The sequence below is a fragment of the Pseudomonas sp. LBUM1652 genome, from assembly GCF_059716105.1.
This window is the reverse complement of record NZ_CP166804.1, coordinates 1,504,678-1,525,997: the sequence shown is the minus strand read 5'-3', so window position 1 is coordinate 1,525,997 and position 21,320 is coordinate 1,504,678. Positions and strand designations below refer to the sequence as shown.

Here is a 21,320-nt window from a genome sequence, read left to right as displayed (position 1 = left end):
CGATGACCCATGGCCGATTCTGCTTTTTTCTGCACCCTGTCTCATGAAGGCGTTCTCGCGGTTCGCGGCGCGGATGCCGGAAAATTCCTGCAAGGCCAGTTGACCTGCAATATCAATTACCTGAGCGACACCACGGCCAGCCTTGGCGCGCGCTGCACGCAAAAAGGCCGGATGCAGTCGAGTTTCCGCATTCTGCTGGAAGGTGACGGTGTGCTGCTGGCGATGGCCAGCGAGCTGCTCGAACCACAACTGGCGGATCTGAAAAAGTACGCTGTGTTCTCCAAATCCAAACTCACCGACGAAAGCGCCGCCTGGGTGCGCTTTGGTCTGAGGTCGGGCGATGCAGCACTGAGCAGCCTCGGCCTGGATCTGCCGGCCGAAACCGACAGTGTTGTACGCAACGAAGGTCTGATCGCGATTCGCGTCTCGCCGGATCGCGCCGAACTCTGGGTGCCGGCCGAACAAGCCGAAACCATCAAAGGCAAGTTGTCCACAGCCCTGCCTGAAGGTGATCTGAATCAATGGCTGCTGGGCCAGATTCGCGCCGGCATTGGTCAGGTCATGCCAAGTACCCGCGAGCTGTTCATCCCGCAGATGCTCAATCTGCAGGCCGTTGGCGGCGTGAGCTTCAAGAAAGGCTGCTACACCGGCCAGGAAATCGTCGCGCGCATGCAGTACTTGGGCAAACTCAAGCGCCGTCTGTATCGTTTGAGCCTGGATGCCACGCAATTACCAGAGCCGGGCACCCCGTTGTTCGCGCCGAGCCACAACAGTTCCATCGGCGAAGTCGTACTGGCCGCCAACGCCGGACAAAATATTGAACTGCTGGCGGTGTTGCAGGCCGAAGCTGCTGAAGCGGGCGATCTGCATCTGGGTACCCTTGAAGGGCCTGCACTGCATTTGCTCGATTTGCCCTACGAACTGGATCGCGACCGCGAAATCCAGCGCTGATCGCAGCCTTTGTTGCAACACCCTAGAGAGTCTAAATGAGCGAACTGGCGGATAAGGTCCAACAGGATTTGGTTGAGGCCATCGATAACGATGACCTGGTTCTGCCGACGTTGCCGGAAGTGGCCCTGCAAATTCGCAAGGCCGCTGAAGATCCGGAAATCAGCGTCAGCGACCTGAGCAAAGTGATCGGCCGCGACACGGCGCTTTCGGCGCGCCTTATCAAAGTGGTCAACAGCCCCCTGCTGCGTGCAGCCCAGGAGGTCACCGACCTGCACACCGCCATCACCCGCCTGGGCATCAATTACAGCAGCAATCTGGCGATCGGCCTGGTGATGGAACAGATTTTCCACGCGCGTTCCGAAGTGGTTGAACAGAAAATGCGCGAAGTCTGGCGCAAGAGCCTGGAAATCGCCGGGGTCAGTTATGCGTTGTGCCGCCGCTACACACAGCTCAAACCTGACCAGGCGGCATTGGGCGGGCTGGTGCATCAGATCGGCGTGCTGCCGATTCTGACCTACGCCGAAGACCACTACGAACTACTGTCCGACCCGGTCAGCCTCAACCATGTGATCGACCATATTCATCCGCTGCTGGGCGACAAACTGTTGCGGGTCTGGGAGTTTCCGGAGCGGTTGGTGGAGTTGCCGGGGCGCTATCAGGACTTCAAACGCGACTCGAAAGAGATCGATTACGTCGATCTGGTGCAGGTAGCGAGTCTGTATTGCCACAAGGGCACCGATCATCCATTTGGGCGCATTGATCCGCTCAGTGTGCCCGCGTTCAGAAAGCTTGGGATCGATCCGGAAAACAAGGCACTGTGCGAAGATCTGGAAGAATCGCGGTCGATGTTCTACTGATCCGAGACCGAGGCGCGCCCTTCGCGAGCAGGCTCGCTCCCACATTGGAATGCATTCCCCCTGTGGGAGCGAGCCTGCTCGCGAAGAGGCCGGCAAGAACACCGCAGAATCACCCGGCGATAAAACTCACACGCACCTTCAAACCCGCCTGCTCACCATCATGCAAGCTGATCTGCGCCAGATGCGCCCGGCAAATCTCGCCAACAATCGCCAAACCCAACCCCGAACCCGCCACCTGCTGATTACGCCGGTAGAACCGCTCAAACACCCGCTCACGCTCCTCCAGCGGAATCCCCGGCCCGTCGTCTTCAACTTCAAGCACCGCTGGCGCCGTCACACGCAAAATCACATTGCCGCCTGGCGGCGTGTGCGCCAGCGCGTTATCCACCAGATTGCTCAGTAACTCATTGAGCAGCGTCGGCTCACCCCGCAGCCACACCGGCTCGTCCGCCTCAAGCGCCAGCGCGACGCCGCGTTTGTGCGCCAGCGGCGCCATGGCCATGCCCAGTTCCCGCGCCAATTGGCTCAGATCGAGCAGCTGTGCGCCGCCCTCCGCAATAGCCCGGGCACCGTTTTCAACCCGCGCCAGCGACAGCAGCTGATTGGCCAAATGGGTCAGGCGATCTGTGCTTTGCGCTGACGATTCCAGGGTCGTGCGCCAAGTTTCGGGTTCATTCGAGCGCAGGCCCAATTCCAGCCGCGCCTTCAACGCTGCCAATGGCGTACGCAACTCATGCGCCGCATCGGCGATGAACTGCGCCTGTCGCTCGAACTGCCCACGCAGGCGCTCGGTGAAATGGTTAAGCCCACGCACCAGCGGCCAAAGTTCATGCTGCACTTCCACCAACGGCAAGGGCCGCAAGTCGTCGGGCTGACGTTCCTCCACCGCCGTGCGCAAACGCTCCAGCGGTCGCAACGCCGCACTGACGGCAAACCAGACCAACAGCAACGCGCCAATCGCCAGCATGCCCAAACGCAATAAGGTGTCGGCGGCCAGACTGCGGGCCATGCTGACCCGGGCTTCGTCAGTTTCGGCGACACGGATTTCCGCCATGCCGTTCATGTTCGGCTCGGTTACCGCTTTAAGCAGACTGACCACCCGAACATTCTGGCCCTTGTAGGTGGCGTTGTAGAAACGCGCCAGCGCCGGATAGTCGTCAGTTCTTGGCGTGCCTGACGGCGGACCGGGGAGGTTTTCGTAGCCGGAAATCAGCTTCTGATGGATGTCGTTGACCTGATAATAAATCCGCCCGGCACTGTCGTAGGCGAACGTATCGAGGGCCACGTAAGGCACGTCGGCACTGAGGGTGCCGTCTCGTTGCGACAGGCCGGCAGCGATGGTTCGCGCCGAGGCCAGCAACGTGCGGTCATACGCGGTATCGGCCGCTTCGCGACCATTCCAGTAAGCGCTCAAGCCACTGGCGAGCATCAGCACCACCAACAGCAGCGCAAGGTTCCACAGCAACCGCCAGCGCAGGCTGCTGGGCTTATGCATCGCGGCTTTCCAGGAGATAGCCAAGGCCACGGAAGGTCACGATCGCCACCGGGTGACCGTCGAGTTTCTTGCGCAAACGGTGCACGTAGATTTCGATGGCATCGGGGCTGGCCTCTTCGTCGAGGCCGAACACTTGCGATGCCAATTGCTCCTTGCTCATCACCCGCCCCGGCCGGGCGATCAGCGCTTCAAGCACCGCTTGCTCACGAGAGGTCAAGGTCAGCAATTCCTCACCGAGGGTGAAGCGCCGGGTGTCGAGGTCATAGGCCAGCACGCCGCAGCGCTGTTGGCGTTCGCCGCCGAGCACACTGCGGCGCAACAGGGCTTTGACCCGCGCTTCCAGTTCAGTCAGCTCGAAAGGCTTGGCCAGATAATCGTCAGCGCCAAGATTGAGGCCGTGCACCCGATCTTTCACGTCACTGCGCGCGGTCAGCATCAGCACCGGCAAATTTTTTCCGCGCGCACGCAACCGCGCCAGCACTTCAAAACCATCCATGCGCGGCAGGCCGACATCAAGGATCGCCACCGCGTATTCCTCACTGCCGAGCGCCAGGTCGGCGGCCACGCCATCGTGCAACACATCCACGGTCAGACCGGTGCTCTTGAGCGCCTGGGCGACACTTTCGGCCAGTTGCAGATGGTCTTCGACGAGCAGGACACGCATGGATTTTTACCTCGTTCAGGGATGGCCGACGCCACTCTTTGTCGCGGAGTTTACAGCCGCAACCGCCGCTGTGAAGCCCGAAAACCGTGAAAGCCAGTTGAAAGGTTAGCGAAAGGTTAGCTGGTTAGAGTCGAGCCACGGACAGTTCCGACTGCCGTCGCTGCTGCCACACAGCGTTACGAAAAACGCCACGAAGCGTTTTCGACCAATAAAAACAATAAACGGAGCACCCCGCGCATGCCGTCCTTGCAGACCAAGGCTCTAACGCCTTTTCTCCCCTCCCGCTTCAGCCACGCCACCTTCGCCAGTGCCGCCGCCCTCGCCGGTTTTTCGCCGCAGCGTTTTGCCAGGCAAAGCGTGGGAGCGCGACACCGAGATCAAATATGTCGTACAAAGCGGCGCGTTGAAGGATGCCGCCGTGCGCCTGCGTAATGCCACTTACCGTTCCAGCTACTCCGCTCGCGATGCAGACGAAGTGCGTTTGCTGGTGAGCTACAGCGTTGCCCTTTGGTAAATGTCCGTTGCTGAAAAACACGTCGAATAACAACAATGCCCGTGGAGACTTGAATGAACCTATCACTGCGTAAAGTGGCCCTCGCCGCCAGTTGTGTCCTGTTCGCCGGCCAACTCATGGCCGAACCGAAACGTCCTGAATGCATCGCCCCGGCCTCGCCGGGCGGCGGTTTCGACCTGACCTGCAAACTGGCGCAGAGCGCGCTGGTCAACGAAAAACTGCTGAGCAAACCGATGCGCGTCACCTACATGCCTGGCGGCGTCGGCGCGGTGGCTTACAACGCAGTGGTCGCACAACGCCCGGCGGATGCCGGCACGTTGGTGGCGTGGTCCAGTGGTTCGTTGCTGAACCTGGCCCAGGGCAAGTTCGGGCGTTTCGATGAAACCAATGTGCGCTGGCTCGCAGCGGTCGGCACCAGCTACGGCGCCATCGCGGTGAAAAGCGATTCGCCCTACAAGACCCTCGACGATCTCGTTCAGGCACTGAAGAAAGATCCAGGCTCCGTGGTGATCGGTTCCGGCGGCACCGTCGGCAGCCAGGACTGGATGCAAACCGCGCTGATCGCCAAGGCTGCCGGGATCAACCCGCGTGACCTGCGTTACGTCGCCCTCGAAGGTGGCGGCGAGATCGCCACCGCCCTGCTCGGCGGTCACATCCAGGTCGGCAGCACCGACATCTCCGACTCCATGCCGCACATTCAGAGCGGTGATATGCGCTTGTTGGCGGTGTTCTCCGAGAAGCGTCTCGACGAGCCGGAAATGAAAGGCATTCCGACCGCCAAGGAGCAAGGCTACGACATCGTCTGGCCGGTGGTGCGCGGCTTCTACCTCGGGCCAAAAGTCAGCGATGAAGACTACGCCTGGTGGAAAGACGCGTTCGACAAACTGTTGGCCTCCGAGGAGTTCGCCAAGCTGCGCGATCAGCGTGAACTCTTCCCGTTCGCCATGACCGGGCCGGAACTCGACACCTACGTGAAGAAGCAGGTCGCGGACTACAAAGTGCTGGCCAAAGAGTTCGGCCTGATCCAGTGATCGTCTCTGTCTAGCGGCTGCGTTCCCGATGACGGGGACGCAGCACAGGAGCTCCCATGCTTATTCAACGCATTTTCGCCTCGGTGCTGTTGCTGGCCTGTGCCGGCCTGGCCCTGATGGCGTGGCCGTATCAAGCGGCTTTTTCCTACGAACCCGTCGGCCCGCGCGCCTTTCCCCTGCTGATGCTCGGCCTTATGGGCGCGGCGCTGCTGTACATGGTGTTCCGCCCGGCCCCTATCAAACACAGTGAAGACGAGCCGCCACTGGATCGCGAAACCCTGACCAAGATCGGTATTTGCGTCGTCCTGCTGCTGGTGTTCGCTGGCACGTTCGAACCGCTGGGCTTCATCCTCAGCAGCATCCTGATCGGCATTCCGATGGCGCGACTGTATGGCGGTCGCTGGGTGCCAAGCATCGTGGTCACCACGCTGATGGCGATCGGTCTGTACCTGCTGTTCGACCGTCTGATGGACGTTCCGCTGCCCCTCGGCCTGCTCGACGTTCTGGAGAACTGATATGGATACTCTTGGCTATTTGGGTCAGGGTTTCGGCGTCGCGCTGAGTCCCTACAACCTCGTGACCGCGCTGTGCGGCACCCTGATCGGCACCGTCGTCGGCCTGTTGCCGGGCCTCGGCCCGATCAACGGCGTGGCGTTGCTGATTCCGATCGCATTCGCCCTCGGCCTGCCGCCGGAGTCGGCGTTGATCCTGTTGGCAGCGGTGTATCTGGGCTGCGAATACGGCGGTCGGATCAGTTCGATCCTGCTGAACATTCCGGGCGAAGCGTCCACCGTGATGACCACCCTCGACGGCTACCCGATGGCCCGCAAAGGCCTGGCCGGCGTAGCGTTGTCGCTGTCGGCGTGGAGTTCGTTCATCGGTGCGTTTATCGCCACTTGCGGCATGGTGCTGTTCGCCCCGCTACTGGCGAAATGGGCGATTGCCTTTGGTCCGGCGGAATACTTCGTGTTGATGGTGTTCGCGATTGTCTGTCTCGGCGGCATGGCCGGTGATCGCCCGCTGAAAACCTTTATCGCCGCGCTGATCGGCCTGTTTCTGTCGACCATCGGCATTGACGCCAACAGTGGCGTGTACCGCTTCACCGGCGACAACATCCATCTGACCGACGGCATCCAATTCGTCGTGCTGGTACTCGGCCTGTTTTCCATCAGCGAGATCCTTCTGCTGCTGGAGAAAACCCACCACGGCCAGGAAGCCGTGAAGGCCACCGGCCGCATGATGTTCAACTTCAAGGAAGCGGCCTCGGTATTCACGGTGAACCTGCGGTGCGGTGTGCTGGGCTTCATCATGGGCGTGCTACCGGGTGCTGGCGCAACCCTCGCCAGCGCCGTGGCGTACATGACCGAGAAGCGCATTGCAGGTAACAGCGGCACATTCGGTCAGGGCGACAAGCGTGGTCTTGCGGCTCCAGAAACCGCCATTGGCGGTGCGGCGTGCGGTGCTCTGGTACCGATGCTGACGCTCGGTGTTCCAGGTTCAGGCACCACCGCAGTGATGATCGGCGCACTGTCGCTGTACAACATCACCCCGGGCCCGCTGCTGTTCCAGCAACAACCGGACATCGTCTGGGGCCTGATCGCGTCGCTGTTTATCGCCAACGTGATGCTGGTGATCCTCAACATCCCGATGATCCGCATCTTCACCCGCATCCTCGCCGTGCCGAACTGGGCACTGGTGCCGGTGATTGCGATCATTACAGGGATCGGCGTCTACGCGGTGCACGCAACCACGTTTGACCTGTTCCTGATGATCGGTATCGGTATCTTCGGCTACATCCTGCGCAAGCTGGACTTCCCGTTGTCACCGCTGCTGCTGGGCTTCATCCTCGGTGGTCTGATGGAGCAAAACTTGCGTCGTGCGCTGTCGATCTCTAACGGCGCGCTGGAAATTCTCTGGTCAAGTCCGATCACAGTCGGTTGCTGGGTATTGACGGTGATCATGCTGATGATGCCGATCATCCGTATCTGGCGTAAACGCTCCGCTGCCCGGCGCACCATTGCCGATGTCTGATTGGTCATCCCTCAAAACCTGGTGGGGAACCCCGCTGGTCGGTCTGCTTGGCGGCTTTGTCGCCAGCCAGATCGGCTGGCCGTTGCCGTGGATGGTCGGCTCGTTGCTGGCGATCATCCTCGTGCGCTGCCTGACCCCGTGGCAATTAACCGAAATCCCTGGTGGCCGCAAATGCGGCCAGTGGATTGTCGGGATCGGCATCGGTCTGCACTTCACCCCGGTGGTGATGGAGCAGGTGCTGAGTCACTTCGGTCTGATCTTCTTCGGCGCGCTGGTCACCAGCCTGTCGGCGGTGGTCGGCGTGTGGTTGATGCGCCGCACCGGTGAAGATCGCGCCACGGCGTTTTTCTCCAGCATGCCCGGTGGCTCCGGGGAGATGGTCAACCTCGGCGCGCGCAATGGCGCGCTGCTCAGCCATGTAGCGGCTGGGCAAAGTTTGCGGGTGTTGGTGGTGGTGCTGTGTGTGCCGGCGGCGTTCAAGTATCTGCTCGGCGACGGCACACCGATTTCTCATGCCGGTAGCGTCGATTGGCGTTGGCTGGCGATTTTGTTTCCGGCGGGCGCCCTGGCCGCGTGGATCTGGGAGCGACTGCGCCAGCCCAATCCGTGGCTGTTCGGGCCGTTGCTGGTGAGTGCGGCGGTGAGCATCGGCTGGGATCTGCACATCGGTTTGCCCAATGGCGGCAGTCAGATTGGCCAGTGGCTGATCGGCAGCGGTCTGGGCTGTCACTTCAATCGACAGTTTTTCCGGCGTGCGCCGTCGTTCATGGGCCGCACACTGATCGGCACGGCATTGACCATGTTGATCGCGACACTGGCGGCATTGGGGTTGAGTACGTTGACCCATCTGGATCTGCGTTCACTGACGTTAGGCATGATGCCCGGCGGGATTGCCGAGATGAGCCTGACGGCGGAAACCCTGCAACTGTCGGTGCCGCTGGTGACGGCGATGCAGGTGATGCGGCTTCTTTTTGTGCTGTTTCTGGCGGAGCCGTTGTTCAAGTATTGGAATCGCAATCCCGAGTAACAACTGACAGACCGAGTTGCCTTCTCCACGAGCAAGCTCGCGAAGGGGCCAACCCGGTCAACCCGTCAAACCGGCGGTAGACGCCACTCGATCGGCGACTCGCCATTCTGCTCAAGAAACTTGTTGGTCCGGCTGAAATGCCCGCATCCCAAGAACCCGCGATAAGCCGACAACGGCGACGGATGCACCGAGGTCAGCACCAGGTGTTTGGTCGCATCGATCAGCTTCTGTTTACTCTGCGCATGAGCGCCCCACAGCATGAACACCAGATGCGGCTGCTGTTCGCTGACCAGTTCAATGATCCGGTCAGTGAAGAACTGCCAGCCCTTGTCCTTGTGCGCATTAGCGTTGGCGCGCTCGACGGTCATGGTGGTGTTGAGCATCAACACGCCCTGATCGGCCCAGCTCTGCAAATAACCGTGGCTGGGAATATCGATGTTCAAGTCGCGTTTCAACTCTTTATAGATGTTGACCAGCGACGGCGGCGCCGGCACGCCCGGTTGCACCGAGAAGCACAAGCCATGGGCCTGGCCCGGGCCGTGATACGGGTCCTGGCCGAGGATCACCACTTTGACTTTATCCAGCGGCGTCGAATTCAGCGCATTGAAAATCAGCGGCCCCGGTGGATAGATTTCCTTGCCGGCCGCCCGCTCCTGCTGCAGAAAATTGCGCAACTCTGCCATGTAAGGCTGGTCGAATTCAGCACGCAGTGCCTCCTTCCAGCTCGGTTCGAGTTTGATACGGTCGTCAGCAGTCATGGTCATACCCGGCAAAAACAATGGGGCGAACCCTAGGAAAGCCGACCACGCTTGTCAATTGATCTGACGCAGATCCGGCACTTTCCCACACAACGATCATACTGATCGTTCAAATTCCCGATCGAGGTCACGATGAATCTGCACTTCGAAGAACTCACCGGCACCGACGGCGCCCGCCTCGGTATCGCCAGCCTGGACGCTGAAAAATCGCTCAACGCGTTGTCCTTGCCGATGATCAATGCGCTGAGCGACAAACTGAATGCCTGGGCAAAAGACCCACAAATCGTCTGCGTCTTACTGCGCGGCAACGGCGCCAAGGCATTTTGCGCTGGCGGCGAAGTGCGCAGCCTGGTGGAAGCCTGTCGCGCCCACCCCGGCGAAGTACCGCCACTGGCCGCGCAGTTTTTCGCCGCGGAATATCGCCTGGACTACAGCCTGCACACCTACCCGAAACCGTTGATCTGCTGGGGCCACGGTTATGTGCTGGGCGGCGGCATGGGTCTGTTGCAAGGCGCGAGCACACGCATCGTCACGCCGAGCAGTCGTTTGGCCATGCCGGAAATCACCATTGGCCTGTATCCGGATGTGGGCGCCAGTTGGTTCCTGTCACGACTGCCCGGCAAGCTCGGTTTGTTTCTGGGCCTGACCGGCGCGCACATGAACGGGCGTGATGCGATCGATCTGGGACTGGCCGACCGCTTCCTGCTCGACGAACAACAACCGGATCTGATCGAAGGCCTGCTGCAACTGAACTGGCAGGAACAGACCGCGATGCAACTCAACAGCCTGCTCAAGGCGTTGCAGCAAGAAGCGGTCGCGAAAATGCCCGAGGCGCAGTGGCTACCGCGTCGTCAGCAGATCGACGAACTGCTCGACGTCAGCGATGTGGCGTGCGCCTGGAAAGCCATCAGTCTGCAACGCGACAGCAGCGACCCGTTGCTCGCCCGTGCCGCCAAGACCCTGAGCGAAGGCTCACCGGTGACCGCTCATCTGGTCTGGGAACAGATCATCCGCGCGCGCTATATGTCACTGGCTGAAGTCTTTCAGATGGAATACACCCTGAGCCTCAATTGCTGCCGTCATCCGGAGTTCAGCGAAGGGGTGCGGGCGCGGTTGATCGACAAGGATCAGAAGCCGCACTGGCACTGGCCGGACGTCAGCAGTGTGCCGGATGCGGTGGTCGAGGCGCATTTTCATAAGGTTTGGGAGGGGCGGCATCCTTTGGCGGATCTGACGCAGTACTAGCCTTCTTGTGCAGAAATCGCGGGCACAAAAAAAGCGGCGCTTCATGCGCCGCTTTTTTGTGGGTGGTTACCAGCGGTTGCCACGTCCATTGTGGTCGCCGCGTCCGCTGTGGCGGTCGTAGTTGCCGCGACCGCGGTGATCGTTGTCCCAACCGCCGCGGCGGTGGCCATCCCAGCGTCCGCGGTCATTGCCGTGCCAGCGACGGCTTTCGTAATAACGCGGGGCCGGCTGATAGTGGCGTGGCGCTGCCTGGTAATAGCGTGGTTGCTGATAGTAACGCGGTGCTGGCTGGTAGTAGCGCGGCTGCGTGTAGTACGTGCCGCCGCTGTAGTACGCCGGCGCGGGTGATGAGTAGACCTCTGACCTGTAATAGCTGTCTCCGTATGAATAAGGGACACATCCGCCAATGGAAAAAAACATCACGGCAAGCAGTAGGATTCGGCGATACATGGCGGCCTCCTGGACCGCGGGTAGCCACACCAGCGACGCTGGCAGGCGTCAGTCGTTTATTCGGTGACTGACAAATTATCAGACAGCGTTTTCGGAATCTGGTGCGTTTCTGCAACAAGTTGAAACAAGTGATTTGTGAAACCTTGTTCATCAGCCAACACCGTTATTCAGCCGCTGATTAATGGTGACCAGCCTGATATCCACCGCCGTGATAGCCGTACACCGTGACAGCCATGGCCACAACTGGTCGACACGCTGCATCACGGTGCAGCCGCGCACCAACACAAAGCGCCTCCTCGCTCGCAAGCGCAACCGGATTCAACCGACAGGCCCGTGCCAGAGGGCTCGACACGACTTGGCACGCCTCTCGCTTTAGCAAACCCGTGCAGGAGTCATCACAGGTTCGCGGCACCACAATTTGCAATGGCTGACTAGGGTTCCGGCTCGCAATCGCGAGTGGCTGGTCCGAGAGTTGGCGACCTCCAGTTGAGGTTACACGGCGGGACAAAAGCCCGGGAGACAAGCCACCGTTCGCGGTGCCGCGTTGCCTTCCTGTCCGCCCTTGATCAACTGGAGAACCCACCATGTCCCGACTACGTTTGCCCGCCCTGCTCGCCGCCGCGTTCGCCGCACTGGTCAGCATCCAATCCCCCGCCGCGCAAAAAGACCACTTCAGTGTCTGCTGGACGATTTACGCCGGCTGGATGCCATGGGAATACGCCGGCAGCCAGGGCATCGTCGATAAATGGGCGAAGAAGTACGGCATCAAGATCGACGTCGTACAGCTCAATGACTACGTCGAATCGATCAACCAGTACACCGCCGGCCAGTTCGACGGCTGCACCATGACCAACATGGATGCGCTGACCATCCCTGCCGCCGGCGGCGTCGACAGCACCGCGCTGATCGTCAGCGACTTCTCCAATGGCAACGACGGCGTCGTCCTCAAGGGTGAAGGCAAGAAAGTCGCCGACCTCAAGGGCATGGACGTCAATCTGGTCGAACTGTCGGTGTCCCACTACCTGCTGGCCCGCGCGCTGGATTCGGTCGACCTGACCGAGAAAGACCTCAAAGTGGTCAACACCTCCGACGCCGATATCTCCGCCGCCTTCAACACCGACCAGGTCAACGCCGTGACCACCTGGAACCCGATGCTTTCGGACATCAAGGCCAAGCCCGGCGTGACCGAGGTGTTCAACTCCAGCCAGATCCCCGGCGAGATCATGGACATGATGGTGGTCAACAGCGCCACCCTCAAAGACAACCCGGCGCTGGGCAAAGCGCTGACCGGCGCCTGGTTCGAAGTGGTCGAACTGATGAATGCAAAAAACGCCGCGAGCAAAGCCGCGCTGGAACACATGGCCAAAGCCTCGGGCACTGATCTGGCCGGATTCCAGGCGCAACTGGACACCACCAAACTGTTCGCCACGCCGAAGGAAGCCCTGACCTTTGCCACCAGCAAACAACTGCCGGAAACCATGCGCAAAGTCGCCGAGTTCTCGTTCCAGCACGGCTTGCTCGGTGAAGGCGCCAAAGACACCAGTGCGGTCGGCATGGCTTTCGCCAACGGCGTGACCAGCGGCGACTCCAGCAACCTCAAGCTGCGTTTCGATCCGACCTACGTGCAGATGGCCGCCGACGCCAAGCTGTAAGCCACGGAGGATTTGGCCATGCGCCTGATCAATCGCCACCCGGATCGCCCGAGTCGCCTGCTGTTGGTGATCCTGCCGTTCGCTCTGCTGCTGTTCGCCTACTTCATGGGCTCAGCCGAACGCCTGGCGGACAACCCCAACGACAAACTGCTGCCCAGCGCCGTGCAGATGACCGACGCGGTAAAACGCCTGGCCTTCCATGCCGACAGTCGCACCGGCGAATACCTGCTGTGGCAAGACACCGCGGCGAGTCTGGGGCGTCTGGCCATCGGCCTTGGCATCGCCGCGCTGGCCGGACTGTGTCTGGGCATCGCCGCCGGCACCCTGCCATTGTTCGGCGCACCGTTGTCGCCGCTGCTGACGGTGCTGTCGATGGTGCCGCCGCTGGCGATTCTGCCGATTCTGTTCATCGTCTTCGGCCTCGGTGAATTGTCGAAAGTGATGCTGATCGTGATCGGCATCACCCCGGCACTGGCCCGGGATCTGGAACAGCGTGCGCGGGACATTCCCGTCGAACTGCTGATCAAGGCGCAGACCCTCGGCGCCTCGACCTGGACGCTGATGTTGCGCGTGGTGTTGCCACAACTGTTGCCGCGCCTGCTGATTTCGCTGCGCCTGATGCTCGGCTCGGCGTGGTTGTTCCTGATTGCCGCCGAAGCCATCGCCGCCACCGACGGCCTCGGCTACCGGATCTTTCTGGTACGGCGCTATCTGGCGATGGACGTGATCCTGCCCTACGTGGCGTGGATCACCCTCCTCGCCTGGCTGATGGACTGGGGTTTGAAATCCCTGACCCGCCGGGCATTCCCCTGGTATGAGGGGGCCGCCAAATGAGCTTCATCACGGTAAAAAACGTCTGGCAGCAATACGCCGATCAAGTGGTGCTCGAAGGCTTGAATCTGCAGGTCAACGAGGGCGAGTTCTGCACGCTGGTCGGCGCGTCCGGTTGCGGCAAATCGACCTTTCTACGCCTGTTGCTCGGCCAGGAAACCGCCAGCCGTGGCGAGATCCTGCTCGATGGTCAGCCACTGGCCTGCGAGCCGGACGCCAGCCGTGGCGTGGTGTTCCAGCGCTACTCGGTGTTCCCGCACTTGAGCGTGCTGGACAACGTTGCGATCGGTCTCGAATTGCCACGCGCGCCGCTGCTCGGACGATTGTTTGGCGCGGCCAAAAAAGACGCCCGCGAACAGGCTTCGGCACTGCTGCACAAAGTCGGCCTCGGCCATGCGCTGGACAAGTACCCGGCGCAGCTCTCCGGCGGCATGCAACAGCGACTGGCGATTGCCCAGGCGCTGATCATGAAACCGCGCGTGTTGCTGCTCGACGAGCCGTTCGGCGCGCTTGATCCCGGCATCCGCAAAGACATGCATGCCCTGCTGCTGGATTTGTGGCGCGAGACGCAACTGACGGTGTTCATGGTCACTCATGACCTGTCCGAAGGCTTTAGCCTCGGCACGCGATTGCTGGTGTTCGACAAGGTTCGTCTCGACCCGCACGCCCCCGGCGCCTATGGCGCGCGCATCACCTACGACATCCCTTTGAACACCGACCGCCGCGCCCAGCGCGCCGCCGTCGAAGCCTTGCCGGTGAACCTGGCGGGCTCACTTCGAACCGCTTGAGAGGATTGCTCCAATGACTGATTCAACCCAATTGTTTCCACCCTTCGCCGAAGAAATGCTGCCCGGCGGCGGCCACCGCTCCTTCGTTCTCAAGCGCGGCCAATTGCTGCGCCTGACCGATCTGCGCGGCGGTGCCAACGTCAGCCTGACCCTGCTCAATGCCAACGAAAAAACCGAACGGCTGAACCTGCCTGACAGCCTCAAATGCCAACACACCGCCAAGCTCACCACCGGCCATTGCCTGTACTCGGACATGGGCCGCGTGCTGGCCGCCATCACTGCCGACACCTGCGGCTGGAGCGACAGCCTCGGCGGCGTGCTCTGCGCCGAGGAAGTCGCGCAGAAGTACGGCCAGGGCCGCTATCAGGAACTGCGCAACGGTTTTTTCCGCAACGGCACCGACAACCTGCTGGTGGAACTGGGCAAGTGGGGCCTGGGCCTGTCCGACCTGTTGATGACCCTCAATCTGTTCAGCCGGGTCAACGTCGATGAGGCCGGACATTTTCATTTCGTCGAAGGTAATTCCAAGGCTGGCGACTACATCGAGTTGTACGCGCCGATGGACACCCTCGTCGTCCTCACCGCCCTGCAACACCCGATGGACCCGTCCACCGAATACGCCCCGAAACCCCTGAAGCTGAGCTGGATGAACGCCGACCCAAGTGTCGCCGAACACTGCCGCACCTCGCGCCCGGAAAACGAGCGCGGCTTCATCAACACCGACCGTCTGTTCGCCTGAGGATCGCTGCCATGTCACTCGCCATCGCTACCGCTGCTAACCCCGACAGACTGCCCGAGCATGCGGTCTACCGCGCGACCATCCCCGCCGGCGAACCCTGGCTGATGGAGGTCAAGGCCGGCCAGACCCTGCGCATTCTCGATCTGGAAGGCAATCAAGCCGTCGATACCCTGTTCTACAGCGTTGCCAACCCCAAGGAACGCTACGACGTGCAGCGCACGTTGCGCCGACAGAACAGCGTCTACCTGAGCACCGGCAGCGTGCTCTATTCCAACCTCGGCAAACCGATGCTGACCATCGTTGCCGATACCTGCGGCCGCCACGACACGCTCGGCGGCGCGTGTGCGCAAGAGAGCAACACCGTGCGTTACGCCCTGGAAAAACGCTACATGCACAGCTGCCGCGACAACTACCTGCGCGCCTGCGTCCACGACGGACGACTGGGCAAAAGCGACATCGGCCCGAACATCAATTTCTTCATGAACGTGCCAGTCACCGCCGACGGTGGGCTGACGTTCGAAGACGGAATTTCCGCACCGGGCAAGTACGTCGACCTGCGTGCCGAGATGGACGTGATCGTATTGATCTCCAACTGCCCGCAACTGAACAACCCGTGCAACGCCTACAACCCGACCCCTGCGGAGCTGCTGGTATGGAACTGAAATTCAGCCGTTTGCGCCGCTGGTTGTTTGCCTTGTGCCAGGCCCGGTCCGGGCAGTGCCTGAAATCACGGGAACACCACTAATCCAACTGTGGTGTTCTGAAGTGTGTTTTTTTCATCCGGGACGGCCCGGATGCCTTTCGAAAAACTGCGGGACGGCCCGCATCCCCTTCAGGGGTTATGCCATGTTCGAAAAAATCCTCATCGCCAACCGTGGTGCAATTGCCTGTCGGATTCTGCGCACACTGCGCGAGTTGCAGGTCAAAGGCGTGGCCGTGTACTCCGAAGCCGACGCCGCCAGCCTGCACTTGATGCAGGCCGATGAAGCCCACAGCCTCGGCGAGGGTGCCGCCGCCGGCACTTATCTGGCGGTGGAAAAAATCCTCGCGATTGCCAAAGCCAGTGGCGCTACGGCGATTCATCCCGGCTACGGCTTCCTCTCGGAAAACGCCGCGTTCGCCGAAGCCTGCGAAGCTCAGGGCATCGCCTTCATCGGCCCGACACCCGAGCAACTGCGGGTGTTCGGTCTCAAACACACCGCCCGCGCGCTGGCCAAACAACACGGCGTGCCGATGCTTGAAGGCACCGAACTGCTCGACAGCCTCGACGCCGCACTGATCGCCGGCGAACAGGTCGGGTACCCGGTGATGCTCAAGAGCACCGCCGGTGGTGGCGGCATCGGCATGCGCGTGTGCCGCAGCGCCAGCGAACTGAGCGAATCGTTCGAAGCGGTGAAACGCCTCGGCCAGAACAACTTCAGTGACGCCGGAGTGTTCATCGAGAAGTACATTCAGCGCGCCCGGCACCTGGAAGTGCAGGTGTTCGGCGACGGCCAGGGTGAAGTCATCGCCCTCGGCGTGCGCGACTGCTCGGTGCAGCGGCGCAACCAGAAAGTCCTCGAAGAAACCCCGGCGCCGAACCTGCCGGACGGCATGGCCGACGCGTTGTGCGTGGCGGCGATCAAACTGGCCAAAGCGGTGAATTACCGCAGCGCCGGCACCGTTGAGTTCGTCTTCGACAGCGATGCGCAGCGCTTCTACTTTCTCGAAGTGAATACCCGTTTGCAGGTCGAACATGGCGTCACCGAACAGGTGTGGGGCGTGGATCTGGTGCGCTGGATGGTTGAACTGGCGGCGGGTGATTTGCCTGCGCTGAGCGTGTTGTATCAGGAGCTGAAACCAGAAGGCCATGCGATCCAGGCGCGCCTGTATGCAGAAGATCCGGGGCGTGATTTTCAACCGAGCCCGGGCCTGCTGACCGCCGTGGAGTTTCCACCGGCCAACGGCATTCAACTGCGCATCGACACCTGGGTCGAGGCGGGCTGCGAGATCCCGCCGTACTTCGATCCGATGATCGCCAAAGTCATCACACGGGCCCCCAACCGTGAGCAGGCCCGTGCCGAATTGCATCAGGCACTCGGTGACAGCGTGTTGTACGGCGTCGAAACCAACCGCGATTATCTGCGCCAGATTCTGCTCGACGCACCGTTCGCCAGCGGTCAGCCGTGGACCCGTTGCCTGGAAGCGCTGGTGTACCGCGCCAACACGTTCGAAGTGCTCAGCGCCGGCACGCAAACCAGTGTGCAGGACTATCCCGGCCGACTCGGTTACTGGGCCGTCGGCGTGCCACCCTCGGGGCCGATGGACAGCCGCGCGCTGCGTCTGGGCAATCGCTTGCTCGGCAATGCCGACGGTGCAGCGGCACTGGAGATCACCATGAGTGGCCCGCTGCTGCGTTTCAACTACGCGGCGGTGGTGGCGGTGACGGGCGCGCCAATTGCCCTGACACTCGACGGTGAAGCAGTTTCGATGAACACCGCGCTGCTGATCCCGGCCGGTGCGACGCTAAACCTTGGCAGCATCAGCAGCGCCGGAGCGCGCAGTTATCTGTGTCTGCGCGGCGGCTTGCAGGTGCCAGATTATCTGGGCAGCAAAAGCACCTTCACCCTCGGCCAGTTTGGCGGGCATGGCGGTCGCGCGTTGCGCGCTGGTGACGTGTTGCATGTGCCTGCGTTGATCGATCACAGCGCCGGGCAACAATTGGCCGAACAACATGTCACTGCGTTGCCAGCATTGCGGCAGATTCGTGTGATCTACGGCCCGCACGGGGCGCCTGAATACTTCACCGAAAACTACATCGGCACCTTCTTCGCCACTCAGTGGGAGGTGCATTTCAACTCCAGCCGCACCGGCGTGCGCCTGATCGGGCCCAAACCCGAGTGGGTTCGTGCCGACGGCGGCGAGGCCGGCCTGCACCCTTCGAATATCCACGACAATCCCTACGCCATCGGCGCGGTGGACTTCACCGGCGATATGCCCGTGATCCTCGGCCCGGATGGCCCCAGCCTGGGTGGTTTCGTCTGCCCGGTCACAGTGATCGAAGCGGATCTGTGGCAGCTCGGCCAGCTCAAGGCCGGGGACAAGATCCAGTTCATCCCGGTCGACCTCAAAACCGCCCGCGATCTCGCCAGCTATTGGGATACCTGTGGGAGCTGGCTTGCCAGCGATGGGGCCCGACCCGACACCGCATCAACTTCATCGCTGGCAAGCCAGCTCCCACAGGGGCTTTTGTCGCCTGTGGTTCTTGAGTTGGGTCAGGGTGATATGCGCCTCGTTGGGCGCGTATCCGGCGATACCCATCTGCTGCTGGAAATCGGCGCACCCGAGCTCGATCTGGTTCTGCGCTTCCGCGCCCACGCCCTTATGCAGGCTCTGGAAAGCAAAGCCCTGCACGGCGTGATCGACCTCACCCCGGGCATCCGCTCGTTGCAAGTGCACTACCAGCCCGAACAACTGCCGCTGGCGGATCTGCTCGGCATTGTCGCCGGAGAATGGGATGCGGTGTGCGCCGCCAAAGACTTGCAGGTGCCGTCACGGATCGTCCATTTGCCGCTGTCCTGGGATGACCCGGCCTGCCAGTTGGCCATCGAAAAATACATGACCACCGTGCGCAAGGACGCGCCCTGGTGCCCGAGCAATCTGGAGTTCATCCGCCGTATCAACGACCTGCCCAACCTCGACGAAGTCCAGCGCACGGTGTTCGACGCCAGCTATCTGGTGATGGGCCTTGGCGACGTTTATCTCGGCGCGCCAGTGGCCACGCCGCTTGATCCGCGGCACCGATTGGTCACCACCAAATACAACCCGGCGCGCACCTGGACCGCCGAGAACTCGGTGGGCATCGGCGGCGCTTACATGTGCGTGTACGGCATGGAAGGCCCCGGCGGCTACCAGTTCGTCGGGCGCACGTTGCAGATGTGGAATCGCTACCGCGACGTCGCGGCATTCGACGGCAAACCATGGCTGCTGCGCTTTTTCGATCAGATCCGTTTTTACCCGGTCAGCGCCGAAGAACTGCTGCGCATCCGCCGGGATTTCCCCCTCGGCCGATTCGATCTGAACATCGAACACAGCCAGCTCAACCTCGCCGATTACCAGGCCTTTCTCAATCGTGAAGCCGAAGGCATCAGCGCGTTTCGTAGCCAACAACAGAGCGCATTCAGCGCCGAGCGCGAACGCTGGATCGCCAGCGGCCAGGCACATTTCGACAGTGAAGAAGCCGTGCCCGAATCAACCGAAGACGTACCTTTGGCCGACGGTCAGCAGAGTGTCGACAGCCACATCGCCGGCAACCTCTGGCAGGTGCAGGTCGCGGCCGGCAGCCGTGTCGCGGCCGGCGATGTGCTGGTGATTCTGGAGTCGATGAAGATGGAAATTCCGCTGCTCGCACCGATGGCCGGCGTGGTGCGCGAGATTCGCGTGCAGCCGGGTTCGGCGGTACGCGCCGGACAACGGGTCGTGGTGCTGGAACTCGACTGAACCCATTTGGAAAAGGATCAACTGATGAATCTGCAACTCGATGCGCTGCGCCAGGCCTACCGCAACGGCGACACCACACCGCGACAACTGCTGGCGATGCTGCGCGACAAAGCCGCCGCGCTGAATCCTGACTATCACCTGTTCATCCACCTGCTCAGCGTAGAAGAACTGGAACCCTACCTCGCCGCCCTCGACGGTCGCGAACCGGACAGTCTGCCGCTGTACGGCGTGCCGTTTGCGATCAAGGACAACATCGATCTGGCCGGCATTACCACCACCGCCGCATGCCCGGCGTTCGCCTATGTAGCGGAGCGCTCGGCGACCATCGTCGAGCGGTTGCTGGCATTGGGCGCGATTCCGCTGGGCAAGACCAACCTCGACCAGTTCGCCACCGGCCTCAACGGCAGTCGCTCGCCGTATGGCGCTTGCCCCAACAGCGTGTTGCCGGAGTATCCGTCCGGCGGCTCCAGCGCCGGTTCGTCACTGGCAGTGGCGTTGGGCGTCGCGAGTTTTGCCTTGGGCACCGACACCGCCGGTTCCGGCCGGGTGCCGGCGGCGCTGAATAATCTGGTCGGATTGAAGGCCAGCAAAGGCCTGATTTCCACGGCGGGAGTGCTGCCGGCGTGCCGCACGCTGGATTGCGTCACTACGTTTACCGCGACTGCGCGCGAGGCCAGTCAGTTGCTGGCGTTGACGGCGACACACGATCCGCGCGACGAATACAGCCGCCGCAATCCGGCATGGAACGACGGCTCGGCGTTCGGCGCACCAAGGCTTTTTCGCTTGGGCGTACCGCGCGCGCAGGACCTTGAATTTTTCGGCTGCGTCGAAGGCCCGCTGCTGTTCGGCGATGCCATCGAACGGCTGAAAGCGTTGGGGGGTGAAGCGGTCGAACTGGACTTGTCACCGTTCCTTGAAGCCGCACGTTTGCTGTATGACGGGCCGTGGGTAGCCGAACGTTACAGCGTGGCTGGGGAACTGATGGAGGAAAATCCCGAAGCGGTGTTGCCGGTGATCCGTGCGGTACTGGCCAAGGCCCCGGCGGTGAGCGGCGTGCAGACATTCCGTGCGCAGTATCGATTGCAAGCCCTCAAAGCCCTGTGCGATGAGGCACTCGAAGGCCTCGATTGCGTGCTGACCCCGACCATCGGCCGCCCCGTGACACGGGCCGAACTGGACGCCGAACCGGTGCTGCGCAACTCAGAACTGGGTTACTACACCAATTTCATGAACCTGCTCGATTACGCCGCCGTCGCCGTGCCGAGCGCGTTCATGGCCAACGGCTTGCCGTGGGGCGTGACGTTGTTTGGCCGAGCCTTCACCGATCAGTATCTGTTGAGCGTGGCGGATGCATTGCAGCGCCAGCAAGACGCCAGCCTGCCGACGCCTGCAAACGTGGCGCGCCACGACCGGGCACGACTGGTGGTATGCGGCGCACACCTGCAAGGGCTGGCATTGAACTGGCAACTGACGCAGCGCGGCGGACAACTTATCGAAGCAACCCACAGCTCACCGGATTACCAGTTGCATGCCCTGGCGGGCGGTCCGCCGTTGCGTCCGGGCATGGTTCGCGTCAAGAACGGCGGCGTGGCGATTGCCGTGGAAGTCTGGGAGTTGCCGAGCAGCGAGTTGGGATCGTTCCTCACCGGTATTCCGGCCCCGCTCGGACTGGGCAAGGTGCAACTGGCGGATGGCCGTTGGGAGAGCGGGTTTATCTGCGAGCCCTATGGTTTGGAAGGCGCCGTGGATATCAGTCATCTGGGCGGGTGGCGGGCGTATCTGAAAACCCTGAACTGATCCTGTAGGAG

At 61.6% G+C, this 21,320-nt stretch carries 19 protein-coding genes, 1 pseudogene and 1 riboswitch; of the genes and pseudogenes, 15 read left to right on the top strand and 5 right to left on the bottom strand.

Annotated elements, in window-relative coordinates:
- The first annotated feature begins 9 nt into the window (after positions 1-9).
- Entirely contained in the window at positions 10-951 is a 942-nt protein-coding gene (ygfZ, locus tag ACA069_RS06880; protein ID WP_497616815.1) for a CAF17-like 4Fe-4S cluster assembly/insertion protein YgfZ, read from the top strand.
- A 35-nt stretch (positions 952-986) separates the two neighbouring features.
- The gene (locus tag ACA069_RS06875) at positions 987-1,808 is read left to right on the top strand and encodes an HDOD domain-containing protein (protein WP_187680157.1); all 822 of its coding nucleotides are present in this window, start codon (positions 987-989) and stop codon (positions 1,806-1,808) included.
- A gap of 109 nt (positions 1,809-1,917) precedes the next feature.
- Here ACA069_RS06875 and ACA069_RS06870 read toward each other — a convergent pair whose 3' ends face one another.
- On the bottom strand, positions 1,918-3,303 hold the full coding sequence (locus ACA069_RS06870; protein ID WP_187680156.1) for a sensor histidine kinase: 1,386 nt from the start codon (positions 3,301-3,303) through the stop codon (positions 1,918-1,920).
- Positions 3,296-3,967, bottom strand: a complete 672-nt coding sequence (locus ACA069_RS06865) for a response regulator (RefSeq protein ID WP_187680155.1) — start codon at positions 3,965-3,967, stop codon at positions 3,296-3,298. Before ACA069_RS06865 ends, ACA069_RS06870 begins: the two co-directional genes overlap by 8 nt.
- Positions 3,968-4,316: 349 nt before the next feature.
- Here ACA069_RS06865 and ACA069_RS06860 point away from each other — a divergent pair.
- The 5 genes and pseudogenes from ACA069_RS06860 to ACA069_RS06840 form a co-directional block, all read left to right on the top strand.
- Positions 4,317-4,481, top strand: a pseudogene (locus tag ACA069_RS06860) (OprD family outer membrane porin); the annotation flags it as partial.
- A gap of 53 nt (positions 4,482-4,534) precedes the next feature.
- Positions 4,535-5,512: a Bug family tripartite tricarboxylate transporter substrate binding protein gene (locus tag ACA069_RS06855; protein ID WP_187680154.1), complete on the top strand. Its 978-nt coding sequence runs from the start codon at positions 4,535-4,537 to the stop codon at positions 5,510-5,512.
- Positions 5,513-5,568: 56 nt separating this feature from the next.
- Positions 5,569-6,027, top strand: a complete 459-nt coding sequence (locus ACA069_RS06850; protein WP_489878411.1) for a tripartite tricarboxylate transporter TctB family protein — start codon at positions 5,569-5,571, stop codon at positions 6,025-6,027.
- Position 6,028: 1 nt separating this feature from the next.
- Positions 6,029-7,543, top strand: coding sequence for a tripartite tricarboxylate transporter permease (locus tag ACA069_RS06845; protein ID WP_497616814.1), 1,515 nt, complete (start codon positions 6,029-6,031; stop codon positions 7,541-7,543).
- Positions 7,536-8,570: an AbrB family transcriptional regulator gene (locus tag ACA069_RS06840; protein ID WP_497616813.1), complete on the top strand. Its 1,035-nt coding sequence runs from the start codon at positions 7,536-7,538 to the stop codon at positions 8,568-8,570. Before ACA069_RS06845 ends, ACA069_RS06840 begins: the two co-directional genes overlap by 8 nt.
- 65 nt (positions 8,571-8,635) lie before the next feature.
- Here ACA069_RS06840 and ung read toward each other — a convergent pair whose 3' ends face one another.
- Positions 8,636-9,328, bottom strand: a complete 693-nt coding sequence (gene ung / locus ACA069_RS06835; RefSeq protein WP_401266056.1) for a uracil-DNA glycosylase — start codon at positions 9,326-9,328, stop codon at positions 8,636-8,638.
- Between the two features lie 132 nt (positions 9,329-9,460).
- Here ung and dspII point away from each other — a divergent pair, with 132 nt between their 5' ends.
- Positions 9,461-10,573: an enoyl-CoA hydratase/isomerase DspII gene (dspII, locus tag ACA069_RS06830; protein ID WP_497616812.1), complete on the top strand. Its 1,113-nt coding sequence runs from the start codon at positions 9,461-9,463 to the stop codon at positions 10,571-10,573.
- Positions 10,574-10,639: 66 nt separating this feature from the next.
- Here the strand turns inward: dspII and ACA069_RS06825 are convergent, their stop codons facing one another.
- Both ACA069_RS06825 and ACA069_RS06820 read right to left on the bottom strand, forming a co-directional pair.
- On the bottom strand, positions 10,640-11,023 hold the full coding sequence (locus ACA069_RS06825) for a hypothetical protein (protein WP_187680148.1): 384 nt from the start codon (positions 11,021-11,023) through the stop codon (positions 10,640-10,642).
- A 150-nt stretch (positions 11,024-11,173) separates the two neighbouring features.
- Positions 11,174-11,308, bottom strand: a complete 135-nt coding sequence (locus ACA069_RS06820) for a hypothetical protein (RefSeq protein ID WP_497616811.1) — start codon at positions 11,306-11,308, stop codon at positions 11,174-11,176.
- A gap of 135 nt (positions 11,309-11,443) precedes the next feature.
- Positions 11,444-11,544: riboswitch (guanidine-I (ykkC/yxkD leader) on the top strand.
- Positions 11,545-11,607: 63 nt separating this feature from the next.
- Here ACA069_RS06820 and ACA069_RS06815 point away from each other — a divergent pair.
- The 7 genes from ACA069_RS06815 (at position 11,608) to atzF (ending at position 21,309) form a co-directional block, all read left to right on the top strand.
- Positions 11,608-12,675 carry a putative urea ABC transporter substrate-binding protein gene (locus tag ACA069_RS06815; protein WP_497616809.1) on the top strand — a complete coding sequence of 356 codons (1,068 nt, stop codon included), beginning with the start codon at positions 11,608-11,610 and terminating at the stop codon, positions 12,673-12,675.
- A gap of 18 nt (positions 12,676-12,693) precedes the next feature.
- The gene (locus ACA069_RS06810) at positions 12,694-13,509 is read left to right on the top strand and encodes an ABC transporter permease (RefSeq protein WP_401266063.1); all 816 of its coding nucleotides are present in this window, start codon (positions 12,694-12,696) and stop codon (positions 13,507-13,509) included.
- A complete protein-coding gene (locus tag ACA069_RS06805) occupies positions 13,506-14,294 on the top strand; it encodes an ABC transporter ATP-binding protein (RefSeq protein WP_497616808.1) in 789 nt (262 codons plus the stop codon). The genes ACA069_RS06810 and ACA069_RS06805 overlap by 4 nt, the downstream gene beginning before the upstream one ends.
- A 13-nt stretch (positions 14,295-14,307) precedes the next feature.
- Entirely contained in the window at positions 14,308-15,033 is a 726-nt protein-coding gene (locus tag ACA069_RS06800) for an urea amidolyase associated protein UAAP1 (protein WP_401266067.1), read from the top strand.
- Between the two features lie 11 nt (positions 15,034-15,044).
- Entirely contained in the window at positions 15,045-15,695 is a 651-nt protein-coding gene (locus ACA069_RS06795) for an urea amidolyase associated protein UAAP2 (protein ID WP_401266069.1), read from the top strand.
- A 184-nt stretch (positions 15,696-15,879) separates the two neighbouring features.
- On the top strand, positions 15,880-19,512 hold the full coding sequence (gene uca, locus ACA069_RS06790) for an urea carboxylase (RefSeq protein WP_497616806.1): 3,633 nt from the start codon (positions 15,880-15,882) through the stop codon (positions 19,510-19,512).
- 24 nt (positions 19,513-19,536) lie between these two features.
- Positions 19,537-21,309: an allophanate hydrolase gene (gene atzF, locus ACA069_RS06785; protein WP_497616805.1), complete on the top strand. Its 1,773-nt coding sequence runs from the start codon at positions 19,537-19,539 to the stop codon at positions 21,307-21,309.
- The last annotated feature ends 11 nt before the right edge of the window (positions 21,310-21,320 follow it).